Annotated in this window: 8 protein-coding genes; all 8 read left to right on the top strand. The window is 49.8% G+C overall.

The genetic code is table 11. From position 1 onward, the window contains the following. Positions 1-20: 20 nt before the first annotated feature. The 8 genes from metE (at position 21) to ABEQ74_RS11325 (ending at position 22087) form a co-directional block, all read left to right on the top strand. Entirely contained in the window at positions 21-2309 is a 2289-nt protein-coding gene (gene metE / locus ABEQ74_RS11290) for a 5-methyltetrahydropteroyltriglutamate--homocysteine S-methyltransferase (RefSeq protein ID WP_430122280.1), read from the top strand. Positions 2310-2654: 345 nt separating this feature from the next. Continuing rightward, positions 2655-3590 carry a LytTR family transcriptional regulator DNA-binding domain-containing protein gene (locus ABEQ74_RS11295; protein WP_430122281.1) on the top strand — a complete coding sequence of 312 codons (936 nt, stop codon included), beginning with the start codon at positions 2655-2657 and terminating at the stop codon, positions 3588-3590. A gap of 138 nt (positions 3591-3728) precedes the next feature. Beyond that, the gene (locus ABEQ74_RS11300; protein ID WP_430122282.1) at positions 3729-4574 is read left to right on the top strand and encodes an ATP-binding cassette domain-containing protein; all 846 of its coding nucleotides are present in this window, start codon (positions 3729-3731) and stop codon (positions 4572-4574) included. Next, positions 4571-5305 (top strand): ABC transporter permease, encoded by a 735-nt coding sequence (locus tag ABEQ74_RS11305; protein WP_430122283.1) that lies wholly within the window; start codon positions 4571-4573, stop codon positions 5303-5305. Before ABEQ74_RS11300 ends, ABEQ74_RS11305 begins: the two co-directional genes overlap by 4 nt. 119 nt (positions 5306-5424) lie before the next feature. Further along, positions 5425-7701 carry a DEAD/DEAH box helicase gene (locus tag ABEQ74_RS11310; protein WP_430122284.1) on the top strand — a complete coding sequence of 759 codons (2277 nt, stop codon included), beginning with the start codon at positions 5425-5427 and terminating at the stop codon, positions 7699-7701. Between the two features lie 221 nt (positions 7702-7922). Next, positions 7923-8984, top strand: a complete 1062-nt coding sequence (locus tag ABEQ74_RS11315; RefSeq protein ID WP_430122285.1) for a glycosyltransferase family 2 protein — start codon at positions 7923-7925, stop codon at positions 8982-8984. Positions 8985-9508: 524 nt separating this feature from the next. Continuing rightward, positions 9509-9892, top strand: coding sequence for an aspartate 1-decarboxylase (gene panD / locus ABEQ74_RS11320; protein ID WP_430122286.1), 384 nt, complete (start codon positions 9509-9511; stop codon positions 9890-9892). A gap of 24 nt (positions 9893-9916) precedes the next feature. Continuing rightward, positions 9917-22087 carry an amino acid adenylation domain-containing protein gene (locus ABEQ74_RS11325; RefSeq protein ID WP_430122287.1) on the top strand — a complete coding sequence of 4057 codons (12171 nt, stop codon included), beginning with the start codon at positions 9917-9919 and terminating at the stop codon, positions 22085-22087. The last annotated feature ends 84 nt before the right edge of the window (positions 22088-22171 follow it).

Below are 22171 nucleotides of genomic sequence, written 5' to 3' on the forward strand. Positions count from 1 at the left end.
ATCAAAAAGGAGAATGGTATATGACAGTTAGCAGTATTTTAGGTTATCCGCGCATTGGCGTTGATCGAGAATGGAAGAAATCACTTGAGGCGTTCTGGGCAGGGAAGATTGACGAGGCGACTTTTTTAAAGCAGCAACAAGAGATTCGGTTAAATCATCTACGCAAGCAGCAAGAAAAGGGAATCGAGCTTATTCCGGTCAATGACTTCAGTAATTACGATCATATTCTGGATACCGCGGTCATGCTCGGGATCATCCCGAAGCGATTTAAATATGAAGGTGGCAAGGTACCGCTGTCAGTTTATTACGGTATTGCGCGAGGCACTAAGGATGCAACGGCAAGCGAGATGACCAAATGGTTCAATACCAATTATCACTATATTGTGCCGGAACTAAGCGATGCGGAACCCATATTGACGGAGAACCTTCCGTTGCAGGCTTACCGGGAAGCAAAGGAAAAACTCGGCATCGAGGGCAAACCAGTCATCGTAGGACCTCTGACTTTCTTGAAGCTATCTAAGGGATATGCGGCAAGCGAAACGGATGCATGGCTCAATCGTCTGCTTCCGATTTACGTACAGATCCTTCGCGAGCTTGAGAGTGAAGGCGTAAAATGGGTGCAGATTGATGAGCCTATTGTTGTGATGAAACTCTCGGATGAAGATATAGAGCGGCTGAAAAAGATCTATACGACGATAGTCGAGGCAGTACCGTCGCTTAACATCATGCTGCAAACGTACTTTGAATCGATTGAAAACTATCGCGACATCGTGTCGCTGCCAGTCAAAGGGATCGGACTTGATTTGGCCCACGGCTTGAGCGGCAACCTGGCAGCTATTCGTAAACACGGCTTCCCTGACACTAAGATTCTGGGTGCAGGCATCATTGATGGTAGAAGCATCTGGCGAGCGGATTTGAACGAGAAGCTGGCTCTGTTGGATGAGCTGTCAAAGCTGGTTTCGGATGAGCGATTGATCGTGCAATCGTCCTGCAGCTTGCTGCATGTGCCGGTATCGACAGAGCGTGAGACGAAGCTTGCAGCAGAGTTGAAGGCGGCGCTCGCCTTCGCTGAGGAGAAACTGGATGAGCTTGTGCTGCTGACAAAGGCCGTCTCGCAAGGGACAGACGTCGTGCGCGAACAGTTGAATGCTTCGGATGAGGCACTTAGCCTGCTCAGGAATTCCGCGGCTCGAAATCGTCGTGACGTGCAAGAGGCTGTAGCAGCTATTGCAAATAAGGAGCCCAACCGTTACAAGCCGTTCGAGGCGCGCCATCTCGATCAGCAGGCGAAATGGCAGCTGCCACTGTTCCCGACGACGACGATCGGTAGCTTCCCGCAAACAGCCGAAGTGCGCAAGGCGCGTCAGTTGTGGCGCAAAGACGAGTGGTCGAATGAGCGATACCATTCATTCATTCACGAGCAGATTGATACATGGGTGAAGCTTCAGGAAGAGATTGGTCTTGATGTTCTCGTACACGGTGAGTTCGAGAGAACCGACATGGTTGAGTTCTTCGGTGAGAAGCTGGAGGGCTTCGCATTCACACAGAACGGATGGGTGCAGTCTTACGGCTCGCGCTGCGTGAAGCCGCCGGTCATTTATGGGGATGTTGCTTTCGACGTGGCGATGACGGTCTCGGAGACCGTTTACGCACAATCGCGAACGAAGCGTCCGGTGAAAGGGATGCTAACAGGACCGATTACAATTATGAACTGGTCCTTTGTTCGTGACGATATCTCGCGCGAGCAGGTCGCTTATCAGCTTGCCTATGCGCTTCGACAGGAAGTTGAGGCGCTGGAGAAGGCAGGCATCGGCATGATTCAGGTCGACGAACCGGCCGTACGCGAAGGTCTGCCCCTGAAGGAATCCGAGCAGGCCGATTATCTGAATTGGGCCGTAAAGTCATTTAAGATCGCAACATGCACCGTACAGGACACAACACAGATTCATACCCATATGTGTTATTGTGAATTCCATGATATGATCGACTCAATCGAGGCCATGGATGCAGATGTCATCTCGATCGAGACTTCCCGCAGCCATGGTGAGCTTATTCACAGCTTCGAGGAAAATACCTACAAGCTAGGTATAGGTCTTGGTGTATACGACATCCATAGTCCGCGTGTGCCAAGCGTAGAGGAGATGAGCGGCATGATCGACCGCGCCTTACGTGTGCTTGATCCGAAGCTGTTCTGGATAAATCCAGATTGTGGCTTGAAGACGCGCGGTCGAGAAGAGACCGTCGCTTCGCTACGAAACATGGTTAAGGCTGCGCAACTTGCACGTGATAAGTATACTTCGCTTGTCTAATTAATATAAGGGATGTCCCAATATGATTATTGTTGGGACATCCCTTATTTATGATAGTTTCCCTAATGAGGTAAGTGATTGATCAACTCAGCCCCCACAAAATAGAACAGCCCTCAAAATGCTTGACAAATGATCTGATTAAATAAGAGTATTGCAAGAAAAAATCTCCTTGTACTTTCCCAACCTAAACATTGTTGAAATCTATTCTATGGTCAAAAAAGCAAATATATAATGACAGGCTTAGATAAGACATGCCGATATATTTTCAAGAGAAACTGACAAAAAAGTATCCCAACATTATAATTGGTATATATATCCTATAGGCACACAGACCGGGGGGACCACATGCAATTTCAACCAGTTTATAATAACGGGGAATTACTTCTACCAAAGATTGAATTACATATGACAACTCGTCAATCGATAGGAATTATAACGGATGTGAAGCGAAAGCAGCTATTAATGGATCAATTAGTTGATCATTCCCAATTTTATATATTTCAAGCTCAGCAAGGTGAGTATATGCGTTTAACGGTGGAAGAGCTACTCACATTTCTAATCAAAGTAACAGAAAGTAATGAACGTGTCGCTTCGTTAATGGATTATTTTGCTTTAAAAGAAGAACGGAAGATAAAAATCAAGGATCTAAACCCATCGAAAAGGATGTATGTGACATTGCTCCGTGTCTTTTTTGCGCATCAACCTACACTTGTACTGGAGGAACCTTACTTTTACTTGGAAGAGCAAGATCGTCGTCAATTTAAACGGATTTTGGAGGATCTTTCGAAAGAAAAGCAGATTTTAATTTTAACTTCGAATTTAGAGGATGCCATTATTTCTTGTGATGCCATTTATCGATTGAACGAGTCTGGATTTCATCAATTGGATATTTTGGACTCAGAAGAGGATAAGCAAGAAGTGCAGGAACCAGACCAGGCCAATATAACCTTACAGAAGATTTCTACGAAAAGAAATGACAAAGTGATTTTATTTGATCCTCCTGAAATCGATTATATAGAAAGTATGGATGGCTCGATCCTTGTTCATGTGGGTGGAGAAAATTATGACTGTGCTTTGACGCTAACCGAGCTCGAGCAGAGATTATTGAATTTCGGATTTTTTAGGTGTCATCGATCCTATATCGTTAATCTGCAAAAAGTAAGAGAGATTATTACATGGACGAAGAATAGCTACAGCTTGCGATTAAATATAGGTATAGATGCCGTGGTTCCGTTATCCCGTTCAAAATTGCATGAATTAAAAGCACTTCTTAACATTTAATTTCCGAGGTAATATCGAACCAATCAAGCATTCTATGGTACCATTCAGACGATAATAGCTACATTTCGGCGGGTTTTGATGGCTCGAAGCAAGCAATCTGTATATATTTAAGCCATCAACTAGAAGGAAGTGGTGTCCATGGAAGTTATCCAAGTAGAACATATTCGAAAAAAATTTGGACATAAGGATGCGTTATCGAACGTGTCTTTTTCCATTCCGAAAGGAGAAATTTTTGGTTTCCTGGGTCCGAGTGGTTCGGGAAAAACGACATTAATTAAGATTTTGACGGCTCAGTTAAGTCCAACGAGTGGACAGGCAAATGTCTTTAATCAGCCAGCGGAAATGATGCATCAGTCCGCTCAAAAGATGCGCTTTGGCATTTTGACGGATAATAGTGGTCTATATGAGAGATTAACGATTGAGGAAAATCTTGCGCTATATCGTAAATTATATGATCTTCCTAAATCTTCGGTTGAGAAGGTGCTGCATTTTGTTAATTTGAGCGGAGAACGCCACAAGAAAGTTAATCGGTTATCGAAAGGGATGCGTCAGCGAGTCATGTTGGCATGCGCGGTGATCCATGAGCCTGAATTATTATTTTTAGATGAGCCTACTTCAGCTTTAGATCCGGTAAACTCAGCACATATTTATAAAGGCTTACGCTACTTGAATGAGAACGGAACAACGATTTTCTTAACTACGCATGATATGGCTGAAGCCGAATTGATGTGTAACCGTGTAGCGATTCTATATCAAGGACAGATCCAAACCATCGGCTCACCAAAAGAACTAAAAAAACAACATCGAGACAACGTCGTTTGTGTTGAATTAATCAATGGGGAGGCTTACGAGCTTCCGTTCGATGAAGGAACGGCTGACAAAATCGCTGATTGGATGAAACGAGGGTTTATCGATCGATTAGAAACGAAAGAGCCAAGTCTAGGTGATATTTTTATTAAAATGACAGGAAGTGAGTTACTATGAGTATCTCATTAAAACGTTCTCGAGCGATATTTGTGAAGGATTACAAAGAGTTTTCACGCAATTATGCAATCTCCATTAGTTTGATTTTCCCAATTATATTAGCACTTCTTTTTCGAGGTGCAGGCCCGACTTTGGGTATAGGCCCATCTGCGAATGGAGCTTTCGCTTTCGGTCTTGTTCTCAATACTTCATTTGTGTTACTAACGTGTTTAGTACAAGTAAGCTTGTTTGCGGAAGAAAAGGAGCGTAACACTCTACGGTCATTAATGATGACTCCTGCCACGACTATGGATGTTTTAGTCGGTAAAAGTACTTTAGTCTTTGTAATGTCTGCTGTTGTTCTGGCTATTGCGACGTATATAATGGGCTATGAGCCAGCTAGTCTATGGGCGTTTGCGGCAGCGATCATTCTCTCGATTATTATATACATAGCAGCCGGGACGATATGCGGCTTATTCTCCAAGACGTTGCTTGAAGCATCGTTATCTATACTTCCTGTGGCGTTCGTATTCACTGCGGCACCATGGGGGGCGTTTCTAGTGGATGATTATCCAATTTTAAAAGTGTTGGAGTATGCGCCAAGCAGTCAACTTGTACATTTACTAGGTATACCCAACACAGGCTTTACGACGGGGGATTTATTAAAACCCCTCCTCATTATTTTGGCATGGATGATTGTATTTATGATTGTATCTGTTGTTTTGTATCAAAGACGTTTAAAAGATGAGTAAGGAGAAATTTACCAAGAGGTATCTGACCATTATACTGGAGTCGGTGCTACAATATTGGGGAATTTAGGTTTTTGCCGCTTTAGAATCGCGTAATTCTACCGAGGAGGGATCAAATTCCGATGAATTTAGCCGTCACATTGAAACAAAAGTTCAAAGACTACGACACCCGGCTTAAGCTGAAGGGCTATCGGGACAAAGCCGAGCTTATCAGAAAGCGCAATCTGGAAACATGGGACGAAAAGCAGCTGCTGGAAGAATCTCTACGGCTGCAAAGGGAAGCAAAATCGGGCACGCCTTTGGACGAGCTGCTTGTCGATGCCTATGCACTCGTCTGCGAGACAGCGAAAAGAAAGCTAGGATTACAACCCTATGAGGTCCAGATCATGGCTGCCATCGCTCTGCACGAGAGATTTTTAATTGAACAGCATACCGGCGAAGGAAAAACACTTTCTGCGGTTATGCCTGCTTACTTAAATGCGCTAACTGGCGAAGGCGTCCATGTTCTTACTTTTAATGACTATTTGGCAAATCGGGACGCGGAGTGGATGGGCCCGATCTATCGCTTCCTCGGATTAACGGTAAATTCGGTTCAAGCAGGAATGAGCTCGTCCGAAAAACGGAAAGCGTATGCCGCAGATATAACTTATGTTACGGCCAAAGAAGCGGGATTTGATTTTTTGCGCGACACGATTGCACTCAGCGAAGCTGATACTGTTCATCGTCCTTTCCACTATGTCATTGTCGACGAAGCGGACTCACTGCTTCTCGACGAAGCGCGGGTACCGCTTGTCATCACTGGCGATTCAGTTTCTTCCAAAAGCGATGGCATTCGTTTCGCAGAAGTGGCCAGACAGCTCGAGCAAGATGAGCATTACGACTTCGACGAGTTCCAGCGGAACGTATACTTAAATGAGGCAGGCTCAGCGAAAGCAGAGTCACTGCTGGGTTGCGGCAATCTGTACGATAGCCATAATAGCCATTTGTTAACCTCATTAAATTGCGCACTGCATGTGGAAACATTATTAAAAAAAGATGTCGATTACATCGTCCGGAACGGTAAAATTGAATTGATCGAGGAATATACCGGTCGTGTGGCAGAGAACAGGTATTTACCTGACGGGCTGCAAGCCGCGCTTGCGGCCAAAGAAGGGCTGCAACCCTCAGCCGACGGGAGAATTCTCGGGATGATCACCCTTCAGCATTTCCTTAGCCTATATCCAAAAATTTGCGGTATGACAGCTACTGCACATGTTTCCGCAATGGAATTCGAAGAAATTTATGCACTGCAGGTTGTACAGATCCCACCCAACCGGCAAAACATACGGATCGATCATCCGCACCGGATATTTACCCATAAAGAAGCCAAACTTAAAGCGCTTGTACAAGAAATCTCAACCGTCCATAGAACGGGTCGTCCCATTCTGATTGGTACGTCAAGCGTCGAGGAGTCTGATATGCTGGCGGAAGCGCTAGCTGCTAGTGGTGTACCTTGTCATGTACTGAATGCAAAAAATGATGCAAAAGAAGCCGAAATCATCGCCAAAGCAGGAGAAATCGGCGCTGTGACGGTATCAACGAATATGGCAGGACGCGGCGTCGATATCCGACTCGGTGGAGGCGATCCCTCTCAAGCGAAAGTTGTCGCCAAGCTGGGCGGACTGTACGTGATTGGTACACATGTGAATGAAAGCATGCGGATCGACGACCAGCTGCGCGGGCGGTCAGGCCGCCAAGGTGACCCGGGAGATTCCGTTTTTTTTGTAAGTTTGGAGGATGAGCTGCTGCTTCGGTTCGGCATGAGTAAAGCGATTCGAGCTCCTAGGCAGGAGGAGGCTCTTGAAGATCCGGTGCTTAGCAGACAAATCGTGCATGTTCAGCGTGTGATTATGGGCCAAAATTTCCATATTCGTCAGGAACTGAACTGTTATTCCGATATGGTGGAGGATCAGAGGCGAATTCTACACGAGGAACGGCTCAGAATTTTAAAAGGCGAAACATCGATGAGCCCTTCGGAGCAGCGGGTACGGCTTTTTTATATCGACAAGTTCTGGGCTGACCATCTGTCATACATTTCTTACATTCGCGAAGGTATTCATTTGGAGAGCCTTGCCAGCTACAATCCGATCGACGAGTTTCATGTTAAGATCACCCAAGCCTACGAGCAGATGCGGGAGAAAATTAATAAATCGTCTGCAGATATGCTCGAAAAGCTCGAAGGTTCGAATGATCCGGCGAAGTGGGAAGAGTTCGGGCTGAAGAGCCCTGCTTCCACGCGGACTTATATTATCAACGATCAATACTTGGAGAATAGACGTAGTTCATGGACTCCAATGACTGTATTTGCTTTTTGGATTCGTAAGTTTGTGAGGCCAATCTTCGGGTGGTCAAAAATTTGATCCGGGCAATCTTCTTCAGCAGGCATCGTTGACTTAATCATTCTATAAGTGTTATTAAAGGACGGAGCTAGTGAGCACCGTCCTTTTTTGTGTAATTTCAGACTCATAAGAGGTAATAGAAATCCTGGGAACAGTGCCTTTTGGACTTGACGGCTTCCCACTTCCGCATTTACACTGACGATGATTTAAGGAATATATTTCCATTGATTGGAGTGAAGTGAATGGATAAATTAATAAGCATTGTGATGCCAACGTATAACCGGGCGCAGATCATTTCCGGAGCGATCGAGTCCATCTTGCGACAGACTTACGCCAACTGGGAGCTGATCGTTGTTGATGACCGAAGCACCGATCTTACGGAAGAGACAATCCGCGAGTGGACAACCACAGATGCGCGAATCCGCTATGTGCGCAATGAACGGGAAAAAGGACCGGGAGGCGCGCGAAATACGGGGATGCTGGCCGCCCAAGGCGAGTATTTGGCCTTTCTTGATTCCGATGACGAATGGTATCCTTACCATTTGACTGACAGTATAGAGACGCTCGCATTAACAAAAGCGGATATCAGCTTTGCACTGTGGGTGGAACAGCATGGTGATATTACCTCCTATAACTTCGACAACAAGGTTGAGCGGCAGTTGCTGCGATCCATGAGAACTACATTCGAAACATGGAATGACGAAGAGACGATCGTATTCGAAAGAGGATTATTTGAGGCTTTTCTGTCACATACGCGCAATTTTTTTCAACTGAATACGATGGTCTTCCGACGGGAGCTACTGGGCGAAGTCGGGTTGATTAACGAAGATTTTTATCTGGGAGAAGATACAACTTATCTACTCCGGTTCTTCGATAAATACAGAATTGCGCTGCAAACCAAACCTCATTCCGTCTACCGGGAATCTCCCGACAGCCTCTATTTATTTTGCGACCGCTGGCAGCTTGATCCCGATACGATTCATCTCAACGAGGAAATATACAATAAAATCGAGGGACTTAGCTTCAAGTCGATCAAGGTCCGCGAGCACATCCGGGATTTAGTCGCTAAGTCCGACTCCATCAACAAAAAAGCAAAACAGCTCTATTACATCGACATCGGCATCTCAAGCAAATACTATACACTCGGCTATTTGAACCGTCATGACCGCAAAAAAGCGCTCCAATATTGTCGCCAATCCATTCGATCAAAAGTTACGATTTTTAATCTGTTTTTGTTTGTAAAGCTGCTGTGTTCAAGCAAGAGAGGAAATGTTTTTTTGCATAAAGCTCTTAATTTGTGGTAGGGCTTGCCAAAAAAAGTAAAAAGAATTTCCCCCTCTATTGTATGATTGTCTCCCTATTACAAGTGAAAGTTTAGCACTACTATAAAATTAGGTTTCAATAAATTACCTGTTTATGAGATTAAGATCAACTTGCACCTCAACGCTTTAATTCTTTACAGTTATACCTTATTACATGTCGAATTCCCCTTTGCACAGCAACGAACAATCCAAGATTCCACACAATCAGCATGAGCTTGCCAGTCAACATGCCCCCCATCACAACTGTAAGAAGTAACCCATTCAACATGATCTCACATATACGAACTTGCTTGTTCCGTACCTACAGCCACATTGTTGGATTTTGTCGCAGTATTTCTTTTTATCTGAGCTTGATTAAAAGAACTTGTTCTTGCTTGTCAAGTAAGAGAAGCAACGTAGATTTGTTTGTACATTGAATATTTCTTAATAAGAATTTTAGATAAAAAAGGAGGATTTTAAGGTTAGCTAAGTTTTTCAAAAAACTACTCCACAAGGAGAGTGAATTCATGTTTAGAGAGATGCATAAGTCCAAAATTCACCGTGCTGTCGTGACAGAGGCCAATTTAAATTACGTAGGAAGCATAACCATTGATCAGGATATTTTGGATGCATCGAACATCCTGGAGAACGAAAAAGTGCAAGTTGTCAATCTAAATAACGGATCGAGGCTGGAGACGTATGTCATTTCTGGTCCAAGAGGCTCGGGTATCGTGTGTTTGAACGGCGCCGCCGCAAGACTGGTGCAGCCGGGTGACCTGGTCATTATTATTTCTTACGCGATGATGGAGGAATCGGTAGCCCGCACGTATCGTCCGCATGTTGTCATACTGGACGAGCATAATCGCATCGTAAGGGAGGATTATCAGGAATTGCATTCCACAACGGTGTGAAAAAACACAGAACGGAGGGCGCAGATGATGAGAACCATCCGTAATTTGTCTGGTGTATTGCTGGAACGTAAGGAAAACGACGCAGGAATTTTATTTTGCGAAAGCGGTCAGGAGCGGTACTTGTCATACGGCCAATTACTTTCATCAGCAGGAAGAGCACTTCATCTGCTGCACGAGCAGGGTCTTCGCCCGCGCGACTTTGCCGTCTTGCAGACGGAGGATAACGAACGGTTTATCCTTCTGTTCTGGGCTTGCGTGCTCGGCGGCATTGTCCCCGTACCAATAACTGCGGCACGTACGGACGAAGGACGAAAAAAGCTGATTCAGGTATGCAAACAGTTGGAAGCGCTTAAATTTCTCTGCGATGAAGACCTTTGGCCAGGAATTCAAAGCTATGCTTCAAAGCATGGGGAGACGGAGGCACTGGCCCAGCTCGAGGCCAGCAAGTTGCCAATTGCCGAGGTGCTTAAGGCGGCAGCGGATGCTAACCGCCCTGAAGCTGAGCCGTATGATGCAGACGAGACAGACACTGCATTCATCCAGTTTACATCGGGTTCTACCGGAGATCCGAAGGGGGTCGTCTTGACACACGGCAATCTTCTGTCGAACATGCGTGCCATTATCCATGGCGCACATTCTACTGAACGGGATTTTTCGCTAAGCTGGCTGCCGCTTACGCATGATATGGGGCTCATTGGCTTTCACCTGTCACCACTTTTTTGCGGCATGAATCAGCTGCACTTGCCCACTTCGACGTTTGTGCTCCATCCGATGAAATGGCTGGAACTTACACATAAGCATCGGGTAACATGCCTTTCTTCGCCCAACTTTGGTTATGTGCATTTCCTCCAACATTGGAAGCCGGACGGAGCGGCTGATTGGGATTTGTCTTGCGTCAGGCTGATATTTAACGGGGCCGAACCGATATCGGCCACTCATTGCCGTGATTTTTTGAAAGCAATGAAACCATACGGATTGAAGGAAAATTGCATTTTCCCGGTATATGGTCTTGCAGAAGCGAGTCTGGCTGTGACGTTTCCAGAAACGGAAGATCCCTTAAATACCGTTATGCTTGAGCGCCAATCTCTTGCTATTGGACAGCCTGTACAAATAGCCACGCACGGAGATCATACAGCAATCGAGATCGTCGAGCTGGGTTTCCCTGTACAAGAGTGCGAGGTACGCATTTGCGACGAAGCGGGAAACGCTTCGGCGATAGGCAGCGTAGGCTTAATTCATATTAAAGGTCGCAACGTAACAAGGGGCTACTATAAGCGGGACGATGTCAATAAGCAAACCATTTCTCCGGACGGCTGGTTGAATACAGGTGATTTAGGTTTCTTGCTGGAAGGGCGTTTATTTGTGACGGGCCGCATGAAGGACGTTATTTTTGTCAATGGGCAAAATGTGTATCCGCATGACCTGGAGGCACTGATCAGCGGCCTGAAAGGGGCCGAAATCGGGAAAACGGCGATTGCCGCTGTTCAGGATACAGAGAGCAAACGGGATGCTATCGCCGTTTTTATCCAGCATCGCGGTAAGACAGACAAATTTGTACCGCTGATGTTCGAGGTGAAAAAACTTCTGAACGGAGCGGCCGGTCTCGACATTGGTTTTGTTGTCCCCATTCGGCGAATTCCGAAAACAACTTCTGGCAAAATTCAACGCTACGTATTGGCAGAAGCGCTGCGTGAAGGTGAGTATGCCGAAGTGCTTGCTGAGCTGGCTGAGCTGGAAACAGCGGCCGCGTTGGAGCTACGTGATGCTGAAAGTGACGATGCTTTGAGCGGGGATATCGATTTGGAGCTGGCTACGGAGGTGGAGCAGCGAATCATATCCATCTGGCGTGAAATATTGAAAAAGGATTACATAAACCGGAAAGACAGTTTTCTTGAGCAAGGGGGCAATTCACTCAAGGCGGCTTATGCAGCAACCAGGCTGCAAGAGGCGTTTGGCGCCGAGCTTACCCTTACCGAGCTGTTTGTGCATGATACGGTGTGCTCACTGGCGAGATTACTGAAGGACAAGATGCAGAAGGGCGAAGGAAATGCCTTCGCCGTAGCGCCACCGGTAGTCAAAGCAGAGGAGCGGACGATTTATCCGGCTACCGCGGCGCAAAAGCGGCTGTTCATTTTGGAAGAGCTGAATCCAGGGCTGCTGGCCTACCATTTGCCATTTGCCATCCAGGTAGAGGGCCCGATCGATATCGAACGATTCAGAGCAGCATGGCGAGCGCTTATAGATCGGCATCCCGCGCTGAGGACGTCCTTTTATATGGAAGATGGCAATGTAATGCAGCGGATCGAACAGGTGGGCGAGCCTCCGCTTGCCGTCCTTGATGGAAGCGGCTGGCTGGCGTCAGATTTGGCGCTGCGAAAGCGCAGCTTCCTACAGCCGTTTCGCCTGGACCAAGCGCCGCTGCTGCGCATGGAACTTGTAAGCCTGGGGTGCGAATCTCGCGTGCTGCTGCTCGATATGCATCATATCATTACGGACGGAACGTCGATGGGTATTCTAATGTCCGATCTTGCTAGATTATACGATGGGAACACGCTGGAGCCGTTGTCCATTCATAGTGGGGATGTGGCTCTGTGGGAGGACGCGGGCCGAAGCAGCGGCTGGCTGGAGCGCCAAAAGTTATTTTGGCGTGAGATCTTTCGGGAGGGTGTACCCTCTCCGGTGATTCCGTCCCCGCGCCCAAGGCCGAAGACGCCAAGCTATCGCGGAGCAGTCGAGCATTTTGAGCTGGAGCCAGAGCTTGCCGGAGCACTGCGTATATTAGCTAAACGCAAGGGAGTCACATTATATACAGTCCTGCTATCGATTTATTATGCGCTCCTTTCAAAATATACAGGCGAATCCGACATTGTTGTTGGCACAGCAGCTGCAAGACGAATACGGTCCGAGATACAAAATGTGGCCGGAATGTTCGTTAATATGGTACCGATCCGCCTACGCGGGCAAAGCGATTTGCGCTTCGATCAATGGCTGCAGCTGGTTAATAAGGAGACACTGGCGGCTATCGGCAACGGGGATGTGCCTTATGAAGAAATAGTCGAGCTAGCGAATGTGAACCGGGAATATGGGCGGAACCCACTGTTCGACTCGGTGTTTACACTGCAAAACATGGAGCTGCCCGAATGGCGCAGCAAGGATATCGTTTATAAACACCAAGCAATGGACAGCGGCTCAGCTAAGTTTGACCTGACTTGGGAGTGCGAGGATAACGGAACAAGCATAGTATTTTCGCTGGAGTATGTGCTGGATATGTACGATGAGGAGGCCGTCAGGCAATTAGCCCGGCATTATGTAGCACTGGCCTGGGCAATCATCGCGCAGCCGCATTCGACGCTTGGTGAGTTTGATCTCGTTGATGCAGAGGAGCTGGAACGACTGCTAAGGCTTAGCCGTTCATTCGCCACGGCGCCGAAGGAGATGTCGCTGCACAGACTGTTTGAATTGCAAGCCGTGGAGACAGCCCAGCAGATTGCCGTCGAAATGGGCGAGCGGGCGTATACCTACTGTGAGCTGAATCAACGTGCCAACCGGTTCGCGCGCGTGCTTGTGCAGCGTGGCATCGAGCCGGGGATGAAGATAGCGCTGCTGCTCATGCGCTCGCCCGATATGATTGCAGCGATATTAGCTGTGTTGAAAGCAGGGGCCGTCTATGTGCCGATTGACCCTCAATATCCCGAAGAACGGATTCTGTTTATGCTTCAGGATACGGAAGCGCGGGCAATTGTGTCTGCATCTGCGACGATAGAGATGGGCACAAGGCTTGCCGGTGACGTCATAGATGTGATCGACATGGATGGGCTCGATTCGGTTTGGGCCGATGAGTCCACTTATGATCTGGACATCGACGGCACGGCGGATGATCTCGCTTATATTATGTACACATCTGGCTCGACGGGCAAGCCAAAAGGGATAATGACCACTCACCGCAATGTGTCCCGGATTGCCGTCGATACTGATTATGTAAACATTTCGGAAAATGATGCGCTGTTGCAGCTTTCCAACTACGCCTTTGACGGTTCAACGTTCGATTTCTATGGAGCGTTGTTGAACGGTGCGAAACTGACGATGGTCGCCGAAGAAGAGGTTGCCGACATTATGCGGCTGACAGAGCTGATTGAGTGTAGAGGCATTACCGTATTCTTTGTGACGACGGCGCTGTTCAATACGCTGGTTGATCATGGGCTGGAGGCGCTGCATGGTCTGCGCCATATTTTATTTGGAGGAGAGCGGGCTTCCGTGCCGCATATCCGCAAAGCGCTCCGCGTGCTTGGTCCGGGTGTGCTGCTGCATGTCTACGGACCCACGGAAACGACGGTGTTTGCTACCTGCTATAGGGTCACGGAAGCATGGGATGAACAAGGAACGGTCACGGTTCCGATCGGAGTACCGATCGCATGTTCGGAAACGTTAGTGCTGAACGAACAGGGCCGATTGCAGCCGGATTGGGTTCCAGGCGAGCTGTGGATTGCTGGCGACGGCGTTGCATCCGGCTATATGAATTTGCCGGAGCAGTCCGCTTCGAAGTTCCGGCCTCATCCGTTTCGGGAAGGCGAAACCGTGTACAGAACCGGCGACCTGGTGCGCCGCTTGCCTGACGGAAATTTGGAGTTTCTGGACCGGATCGACAGTCAGGTCAAGCTGCGGGGCTACCGGATTGAATTGGGCGAAATCGAAAGCAGGCTGCTGGATTGCGCGAGCGTCAAGGAAGCGATTGTAGCACTTATCGAGAATGATGGTGCGCCGTACTTATGCGCTTATCTCGTTGGGGAGCAAACCGAAGAACAGGAAGACATTCGTGTTCAGTTGGCGGGTAAGCTGCCGGCATTTATGATTCCCGCCGCATTTGTGCAGTTGGAGAAGCTGCCACTCAACGCAAATGGCAAGGTGGACAAAAAACGTCTGCCTGCCCCGAAGCGAGCAGTCCCATATGATGCGCCCGTCACAGATACGGAAGTCCTTGTCGCAGGACTATGGAAAGAAGTGCTTCATGCGGAGCAGGTTGGCGCGCTTGATCACTTCTTTGAGCATGGCGGCCATTCCCTGAAGGCGGCCGCGTTGACCTCGGCAATTTACAAGCAATGCCGGGTCCGCATGCCGCTTCAGGAAATTTTCAAGCTGCCGACGGTCAGAGAGCAGGCGGCCTGGATCGATATGGCTGTCAAGGAAGCGTACGAACCTATTATAGGCGCGCCAAAAGCCGCATCCTATCCGCTCAGCCCGCCGCAGCGGCGCATGTTTTTGGCGGAAAGTATGGCTGATATCGGCCTAACTTATCATATTCCGCTTACGCTTAAACTGTCGGGCGCGGTGGATGAGACCAGAATCGGACCAGCACTCAGGAAGTTAATCGAACGGCATGAGCCGCTGCGGACCTCCTATCATTGGATCAACGGAACTGCCGCCCAGATTGTGCACGATTCGGTCGACTTCGTATTGCAAACGACAGAGCTTGCTAAGATGCCGCTGGAGAAATGTTGTAGTGAATTCTTCCGGCCGCTTGAACTAGCCACAGCGCCCGTGATTGCCGCTTGTTATTGCCGACCCAAATCGCAAGAAGCAGAGGCTTATCTTCTGCTCAACATCCACCACATCACGGCAGACGGCATATCCGTCAAGCTGATGCTGGAGGAGTTGACTGCTTTAATTGATGGCGCGGAACTTGCGCCTTTGGCTCTGCATTATAAGGATTATGCCGTTTGGCAGGAAAGGCAGTCCGGCTCTGACCGCGCCTGGGCAATCCGGGCATTTTGGACGGACCAGCTTGCAGAACTGCCAGCGCCACTTGATATGCCGCTGGATCAGCCACGCAGTGATCGTCAAACATTTGCAGGCGATACCTATACTTTCCACATCCCAGCAGCACTCGCCACACAGCTAAAAGAAATGGCTTCAAGTGCTGGAGTGAGCATGAACAGCCTGCTTTTTGCTGCTTACGCACTGTTGCTTAAAGGAACGACGCATCAGTCGGAATTTGCTATCGGTTCTTTGGCAGCAGGCCGGACGCATCCGGACACAGCCCGGATGATCGGCATGTTCAACCAGTTTCTTCCGATTCGGATGGTTGTGGCGGACGATCTGCCGATTCTGGATTTTGTCGCTGAGACCCAAGGACGTTTGCTTGCCGCTTACGAGCATGGCGATGTCAGCTTCGAGCACATGATGGAAGCGGCCGGGTATCCGCATGACCCATCGCGCAACCCGCTGTTCGACACGATGCTGATCGTACACAACCAATTTGACGATGAGAAGCTCGCGGCGCATGGCAACGGCTGGAGCATGGAGCCTCTGCCCGTTAGCCACGGAACATCCAAGTTGGACCTCAAGCTTGATCTGTACAGCGACGGCGAAGGGGGGCTGCGCGCGGAGCTGGAGTATAATACGGGATTGTTTTATAAAGACACGATGGAGCGGTTGGCGGAGCGGCTGCTTTACATTTTGGAGCAAATGGCCGCTAGTCCCGACCTGATCTGTGGCGATGTTGCAATGATGACACCTGACGAAGAAGCATCCTTTGCTGCATGGAATGATACGGGATATCCATACCCGGCGGAGAAGACGATTCACGGATGGTTCGCCGAGTCCGCTCGGCGGTGGTCGGACCTCCCGGCGGTGAAGTCGGCAGAAGGATCGCTGACGTACGGGGAGCTGAATAACCGCGCCGAACGTATGGCTGCTGTGCTGAGAGGCAAAGGAGTTACGGTCGAAACGATTGTGCCGATTGCTGCTCAGCGCTCGTTGTCCATGATGATTGCGATCATGGCGGTGCTCAAAGCCGGAGGGGCCTACTTGCCAATCGATCCTGAGCATCCGTCCGAGCGGATCCGAAGCATTCTGGAGGATAGCGGGGCCAGGCTGCTTCTGGCGGGAGCCAAGTGGATTCCAACACTTCCAACCTTCCAGGGAGAAACGCTCGATCTGGACGTGCTTGCGACTGTCACTGCATCAGAGCTGCCGAGAGGCGAAGAAGAAATGAACCTGTCGCCTCAATCGGGTCCCAGAAATTTGGCGTATGTCATTTATACGTCAGGCTCCACCGGCAAACCCAAAGGCGTTATGGTGGAGCACCAGGCGGTGATCAACCGGCTGAACTGGATGCAGACGGTTTATCCGCTGAATGAGCGCGACGTTATTTTGCAAAAAACACCGATCACATTTGACGTTTCCGTGTGGGAATTGTTCTGGTGGAGTTTTGCCGGCGCTTCGCTATATTTGCTGGAGCCTGGCGGGGAGAAAGAACCGTCTGTCATGCTGCGCGCAATTGAGCAGCAGGCCATTACCGTTATGCATTTTGTGCCATCCATGCTGGGTGTCTTTATAAACTATGCCGCGGACAGTGGCAGAGGAGTCGGGCTTTGTTCCCTTCGATATTTGTTTGCGAGCGGTGAAGCGCTCAAGCCTAGGCATGTCAAAGGTTTTTACAGCCTGATGGAGCGCAGGGGAGGTCAATGCCAGTTTATTAATCTGTACGGCCCGACGGAAGCGACAGTCGATGTCAGCTATTATGATTGCCCGGAGGTTCGTGAAGATACAATTCCGATTGGAAAGCCAATCCATAACATCCAGCTCTACATTGTGGATGAACGGATGAGGCCTCAGCCGATCGGTGTGTCCGGCGAGCTGTGCATCGCGGGTGCCGGTCTTGCACGCGGATATTATAACAGGCCGGATTTGACGGAGCAAAGCTTTGTTCCGAATCCATTTATGGCAGGAGAAAAGCTGTACCGTACCGGGGATCTTGCAAGATGGCTGCCGGATGGCAATATTGAATATTTGGGACGCATTGATCATCAGGTCAAGCTGCGCGGTCTTCGCATCGAATGCGGAGAGATCGAGCATGCTCTGCTTTTGCAGCCTGAAGTTCGCGATGCCGTCGTAATGGCGGTGATGGACCCTGCGGGAGAGCCAGCACTTTGTGCATATCTCGTGACAGCAGCTGGGGAGAGGCCGGGAGAAGAAAACCTACGGGCCGCAATTAAGGAATTGCTGCCGGAGTATATGATTCCTTCGTATTTTGTTGCTATGGAAGCTTTTCCGTTAAGTCCAAGCGGCAAGACCGACCGCGGCCACCTGCCGCTACCTCGGTTCACTGAATCGGCGGCTCGCGGCGAGACACCGGCTACAGTGACGGAGCAGCGGCTGGCCGAGCTCTGGTGTGAGGTGCTCGGTCTGACCACAAACGGGCCAGACGACACAGCGGCTATCGGGAGAGAATCTCACTTCTTCCAATTGGGCGGCCATTCCTTACGTGCAACACAGCTTGCAGGCTTGATCGAGCATCGTTACGAAGCAGCGTTTTCAATGAAGGATGTATTCGCTGCTCCCCTGCTGCGGGAGATGGCAGCCCGTATCGATAATGCAGCTGCTAAGCAGGCCGTAGGTATTGCCCTGGCGGAAAGTCGGCCGTTCTACCCGTTGTCACTCGCGCAGAACAGATTGTTTGTATTACAGCAGCTATATCAAGGCAGCACGGCTTACAATCTCCCACTTGCTCTGAACCTGAGGGGCAAGCTTGATCAGGACTGGCTTCGCGAGGCAATTCAAGGACTGATCGACCGCCATGAACCGCTGCGCACCAGCTTTGACTGGGTAGATGGCAAACCAGTTCAGCGTGTTGAGGAACGTGTTAAGTTCGAACTCGCTGTTCATGCCTTGACGGATGGAGCGGATTTGAATACATTCGCACGCGCGGTCATCCGCCCGTTCGATTTACGAAAGGCACCGTTAATTCGGGCGTATCTGGCGACGGACGGAGAGAGTTGGCATACACTGCTGCTGGACATTCATCACATTGTCGCAGACGGCGTATCCATGAATGTTATGGCACACGATTTCGAGCAGCTGTATCGTGGCAACTCCTTGCAGCCGCTAACCATTCAATTTAAGGATATTGCCGTATGGCAGCAGGATTGGATGGCTTCGGAGGCGAGAAAGGAGCAAGAGCAATATTGGGCGACCCGGTTAGCTGGTACGCTGCCTGTGCTGCAACTGCCGATTGATTATCCGCGTCCGCCTGAACAAAGCTTCGAAGGTGCCAAGCTGGCGCTGCCGATTCCAGCAGAGCTTGCCGAGCGCACCTCGGCTGCGGCGGAGCAATGGGACGTGACTCCATTTCATATCTGGCTTGCCGCCTACCATACGTTATTGCATCTGATGACGGGGCAAGACGATCTCATTGTCGGCACGCCGATCGCCGGCCGCTTCCACCCAGCAACCGAATCTCTGGTTGGCATGTTTGTCAATACACTGCCGATTCGAAGCCAGCCATCCGGCGAACTGTCATTCAGAGCGTTCGCAGAGCAGCTCAAAGAAACAATGATTTCGGCATTAGAGAACGGCTTGCTTCCGTTTGAGCATATGGTGACGATGCTGGATGTGCCTCGCGACCTAAGCCGCAATCCGTTGTTTGACACATTGTTTGTCATGCAGCATATGGAGGCTGGGCACTCAGCGGCAGACGCCTTGGAATTCGAGGTGCAAGTCCCGGACAATCGCGTATCAAAGCTGGACTTGACGTTTGAGATTGCGAATCAGGGCATTAAAGGCACAGCCTTGACGATTGAATATACAACGGCACTGTTTAAAGAAGACAGCATACGCAGAATGGCGGAATGGTATTTCCGCATTATTGACCTTGCATTGGCTGAGCCGGAACGGCCGCTTGGAGGGATCGGGCTGTTAAGTGACGCGAGTGCAGCGGCCCAGAGCGAAGCGTTCAATCGCACGGTCGTGCCGTATGCAAGCAACGATACGATAGAGATTTACCTCGAAAGACAAGCGGCGGAAACGCCGCATGCCGTTGCGATTACATCGCAGGAAGGAACTTTGACGTATTCGGAAATGAACCGGAGGTCGAACCGGTTGGCGCAAGCGCTCAGAAAGCAGGGGATCAAGCGAGAGGAACGCATAGCCGTTGTGATGGATCGCAGCATAGAGATGATGATTGCCATCTTTGGCGTGTTGAAGGCCGGCGGAGCTTATGTGCCTGTTGCGCCGAGCTTGCCGAAGGAGCGAATCCGCTACATGCTGGGCAATTCCGGAGCCAAGCTAGTTTTGACGAAGGGCAACGCCCCTGAAGAATTGGAGACGCTTCTGGCATGTATCGACGTTCATGACGCGCTGAAGCAAGAGCAGGACGACTCCCCTGTAGAGAAGCTGCATGATTCACGTTCGCTTGCTTATGTGCTGTTTACTTCGGGATCGACCGGTCAGCCGAAGGGCGTCATGATCGAACACCATTCCGTAATCAACCGGATCGGCTGGATGCAGAAGCAATACGGACTGGATACAAGCGGAGTCATTATGCAAAAAACGCCGATAACCTTCGACGTTTCAGTCTGGGAGCTGTTCTGGTGGAGCTTTGCGGGAGCCAAGCTGGTTCTGCTGCCTCCAGGCGGAGAAAAGGACCCTGTGCTTATAGTGGATACAATCGTGCGGCATGGTGTAACGACGATGCATTTTGTGCCATCCATGCTGCATCTGTTCCTGGAGAATCCTGTTCTGCTGCGCGGCGATGCCAGGCTGGAGAGCCTGCGTCATGTGTTTGCTAGCGGAGAAGTACTAACTGCGGATCATGTGCGGCGGTTCCGCGAGCGGATAGGAGTTCCATTCAATGCCAGACTTGTGAACTTATACGGCCCGACCGAGGCGACGGTTGACGTTTCCTATTACGATTGCTCTGATGGCGATATTCCGATCAAGGATATTTCGTTCAATGTACCGATTGGCAAGCCGATCGACAATATCTCACTTTATATCGTGAGTGAAGCAATGAAGCTCCAACCTGTTGGGATTGCCGGGGAACTCTGCATATCCGGCGCAGGTCTAGCGCGGGGTTATATCGGCCGGCCCGATTTGACGGAAGAAAAGTTCGTCGATAATCCGTTTGCGGCTGGCTGTCTGATGTATCGGACGGGTGATCTTGCCAGATGGCTGCCTGACGGGACGATCGAATATTTGGGTCGAATCGACCATCAGGTAAAAATAAGGGGCCAGCGCATTGAATGCGGGGAAATTGAGCATGTGCTGCTCGGTCATCCAGCGGTTTCGGAAGCTGTGGTCATGAAGCGGGACGCCACAAGCGGAAGCGAATATTTATGCGCGTACATCGTATGCTCCGAACCTGTTAACCATCAGGAACTGCTGGATTTCGCGGCGCTTCGCCTTCCGGATTATATGGCTCCTCAGACCGTGGTGGAACTTCCGACCATGCCTCTGTCTCCAAACGGCAAAATCGACCGCAAGCAGTTGCCCGAACCGGAGTGGACGGTGGATAACACCATCCCCTTTGTCGAAGCGGCAAGTGATATCGAACTGGCGATCACAGCCGTATGGCGCGATATTCTGCAAAGAGATGACTTCGGCATCCATCATCGTTTCTTTGATGTGGGAGGAGAATCACTGCTGCTGGTACGAGCGCATCAACAGCTTGAGGAGTTGTATCCGGGCGCACTGGGCGTAACGGATTTGTTCACCTATCCAACGATCGCATCGCTTGCGGCTTACCTGGAGTCGAGAAATCGCGAGCTCGCGAGCTGGAGCTGGAGCGGGTTACCTGTGAAAGAGGACTGCCACAGTAACAGCTATGTCGCGGAGCGTATGGGGAGCGTTCAGTTCCAACTGGACGCAGCGGTTGCAAGAGGGCTTGCGGAACTGTCGGCATCTCGCTCGGTGACCGTTGAGGCGGCCGCGTATGCCGTATATCTGTACTTCTGGCGCGGTGAATCCGGCATGAGCCGGCTTATTCTTCCGGCAATGACTGACATCGGGCTGATTGCTCCGAAGGAAATCGACTTTGCGGAGGTGCGCGATTTCGATACGCTGCTGCAGCATGCTGCTAAACGGGTGAGCGCGGGAGATTGTTATACCACACGGCAAATCAGAAAGCAGCCGCAAGCTGAAGCCGGATTTACCTTGTTCCCGTTATTTGCAGGCGCAGCGCAGCACGGCTACAAGGAGCGGGAGGGGCTATTAGAACGATTCGATGTTGTGCTGTATATGGATTGCGCTGCCGCACCAAGCAGGGCAGGGACGTCAGAGCTTGGCGGGTTATGGATATACGATGCACGGCGCCTTGGCAAGGAGGCGGTGCTGGAGTGGGCTTCCGCTTATCTGGAGCTGCTGTCGAGTGTCGTCGAGCAATATCGTGCGGCTGCCGATAGCGCCGACTCAGGGGCTTAGTAGGCCAAACCTAGTTGTACCAGAGCTTGAGCATACATCTGACAGAGGTTGTTTAAAAAGTCCATTTTTGATTAGAAAACCAAT

It is taken from the genome of Paenibacillus solani (assembly GCF_050475945.1).
GTDB classification, from domain to species: Bacteria; Bacillota; Bacilli; order Paenibacillales; family Paenibacillaceae; genus Paenibacillus_AQ; species Paenibacillus_AQ solani_A.

What these genes read in the sequence shown, in the direction of transcription:
- metE (WP_430122280.1), top strand. Translation starts at nt 21, where the DNA reads ATGACAGTTAGCAGTATTTTAGGTTATCCGCGCATTGGCGTTGATCGA.
- ABEQ74_RS11295 (WP_430122281.1), top strand. Translation starts at nt 2,655, where the DNA reads ATGCAATTTCAACCAGTTTATAATAACGGGGAATTACTTCTACCAAAG.
- ABEQ74_RS11300 (WP_430122282.1), top strand. Translation starts at nt 3,729, where the DNA reads ATGGAAGTTATCCAAGTAGAACATATTCGAAAAAAATTTGGACATAAG.
- ABEQ74_RS11305 (WP_430122283.1), top strand. Translation starts at nt 4,571, where the DNA reads ATGAGTATCTCATTAAAACGTTCTCGAGCGATATTTGTGAAGGATTAC.
- ABEQ74_RS11310 (WP_430122284.1), top strand. Translation starts at nt 5,425, where the DNA reads ATGAATTTAGCCGTCACATTGAAACAAAAGTTCAAAGACTACGACACC.
- ABEQ74_RS11315 (WP_430122285.1), top strand. Translation starts at nt 7,923, where the DNA reads ATGGATAAATTAATAAGCATTGTGATGCCAACGTATAACCGGGCGCAG.
- panD (WP_430122286.1), top strand. Translation starts at nt 9,509, where the DNA reads ATGTTTAGAGAGATGCATAAGTCCAAAATTCACCGTGCTGTCGTGACA.
- ABEQ74_RS11325 (WP_430122287.1), top strand. Translation starts at nt 9,917, where the DNA reads ATGATGAGAACCATCCGTAATTTGTCTGGTGTATTGCTGGAACGTAAG.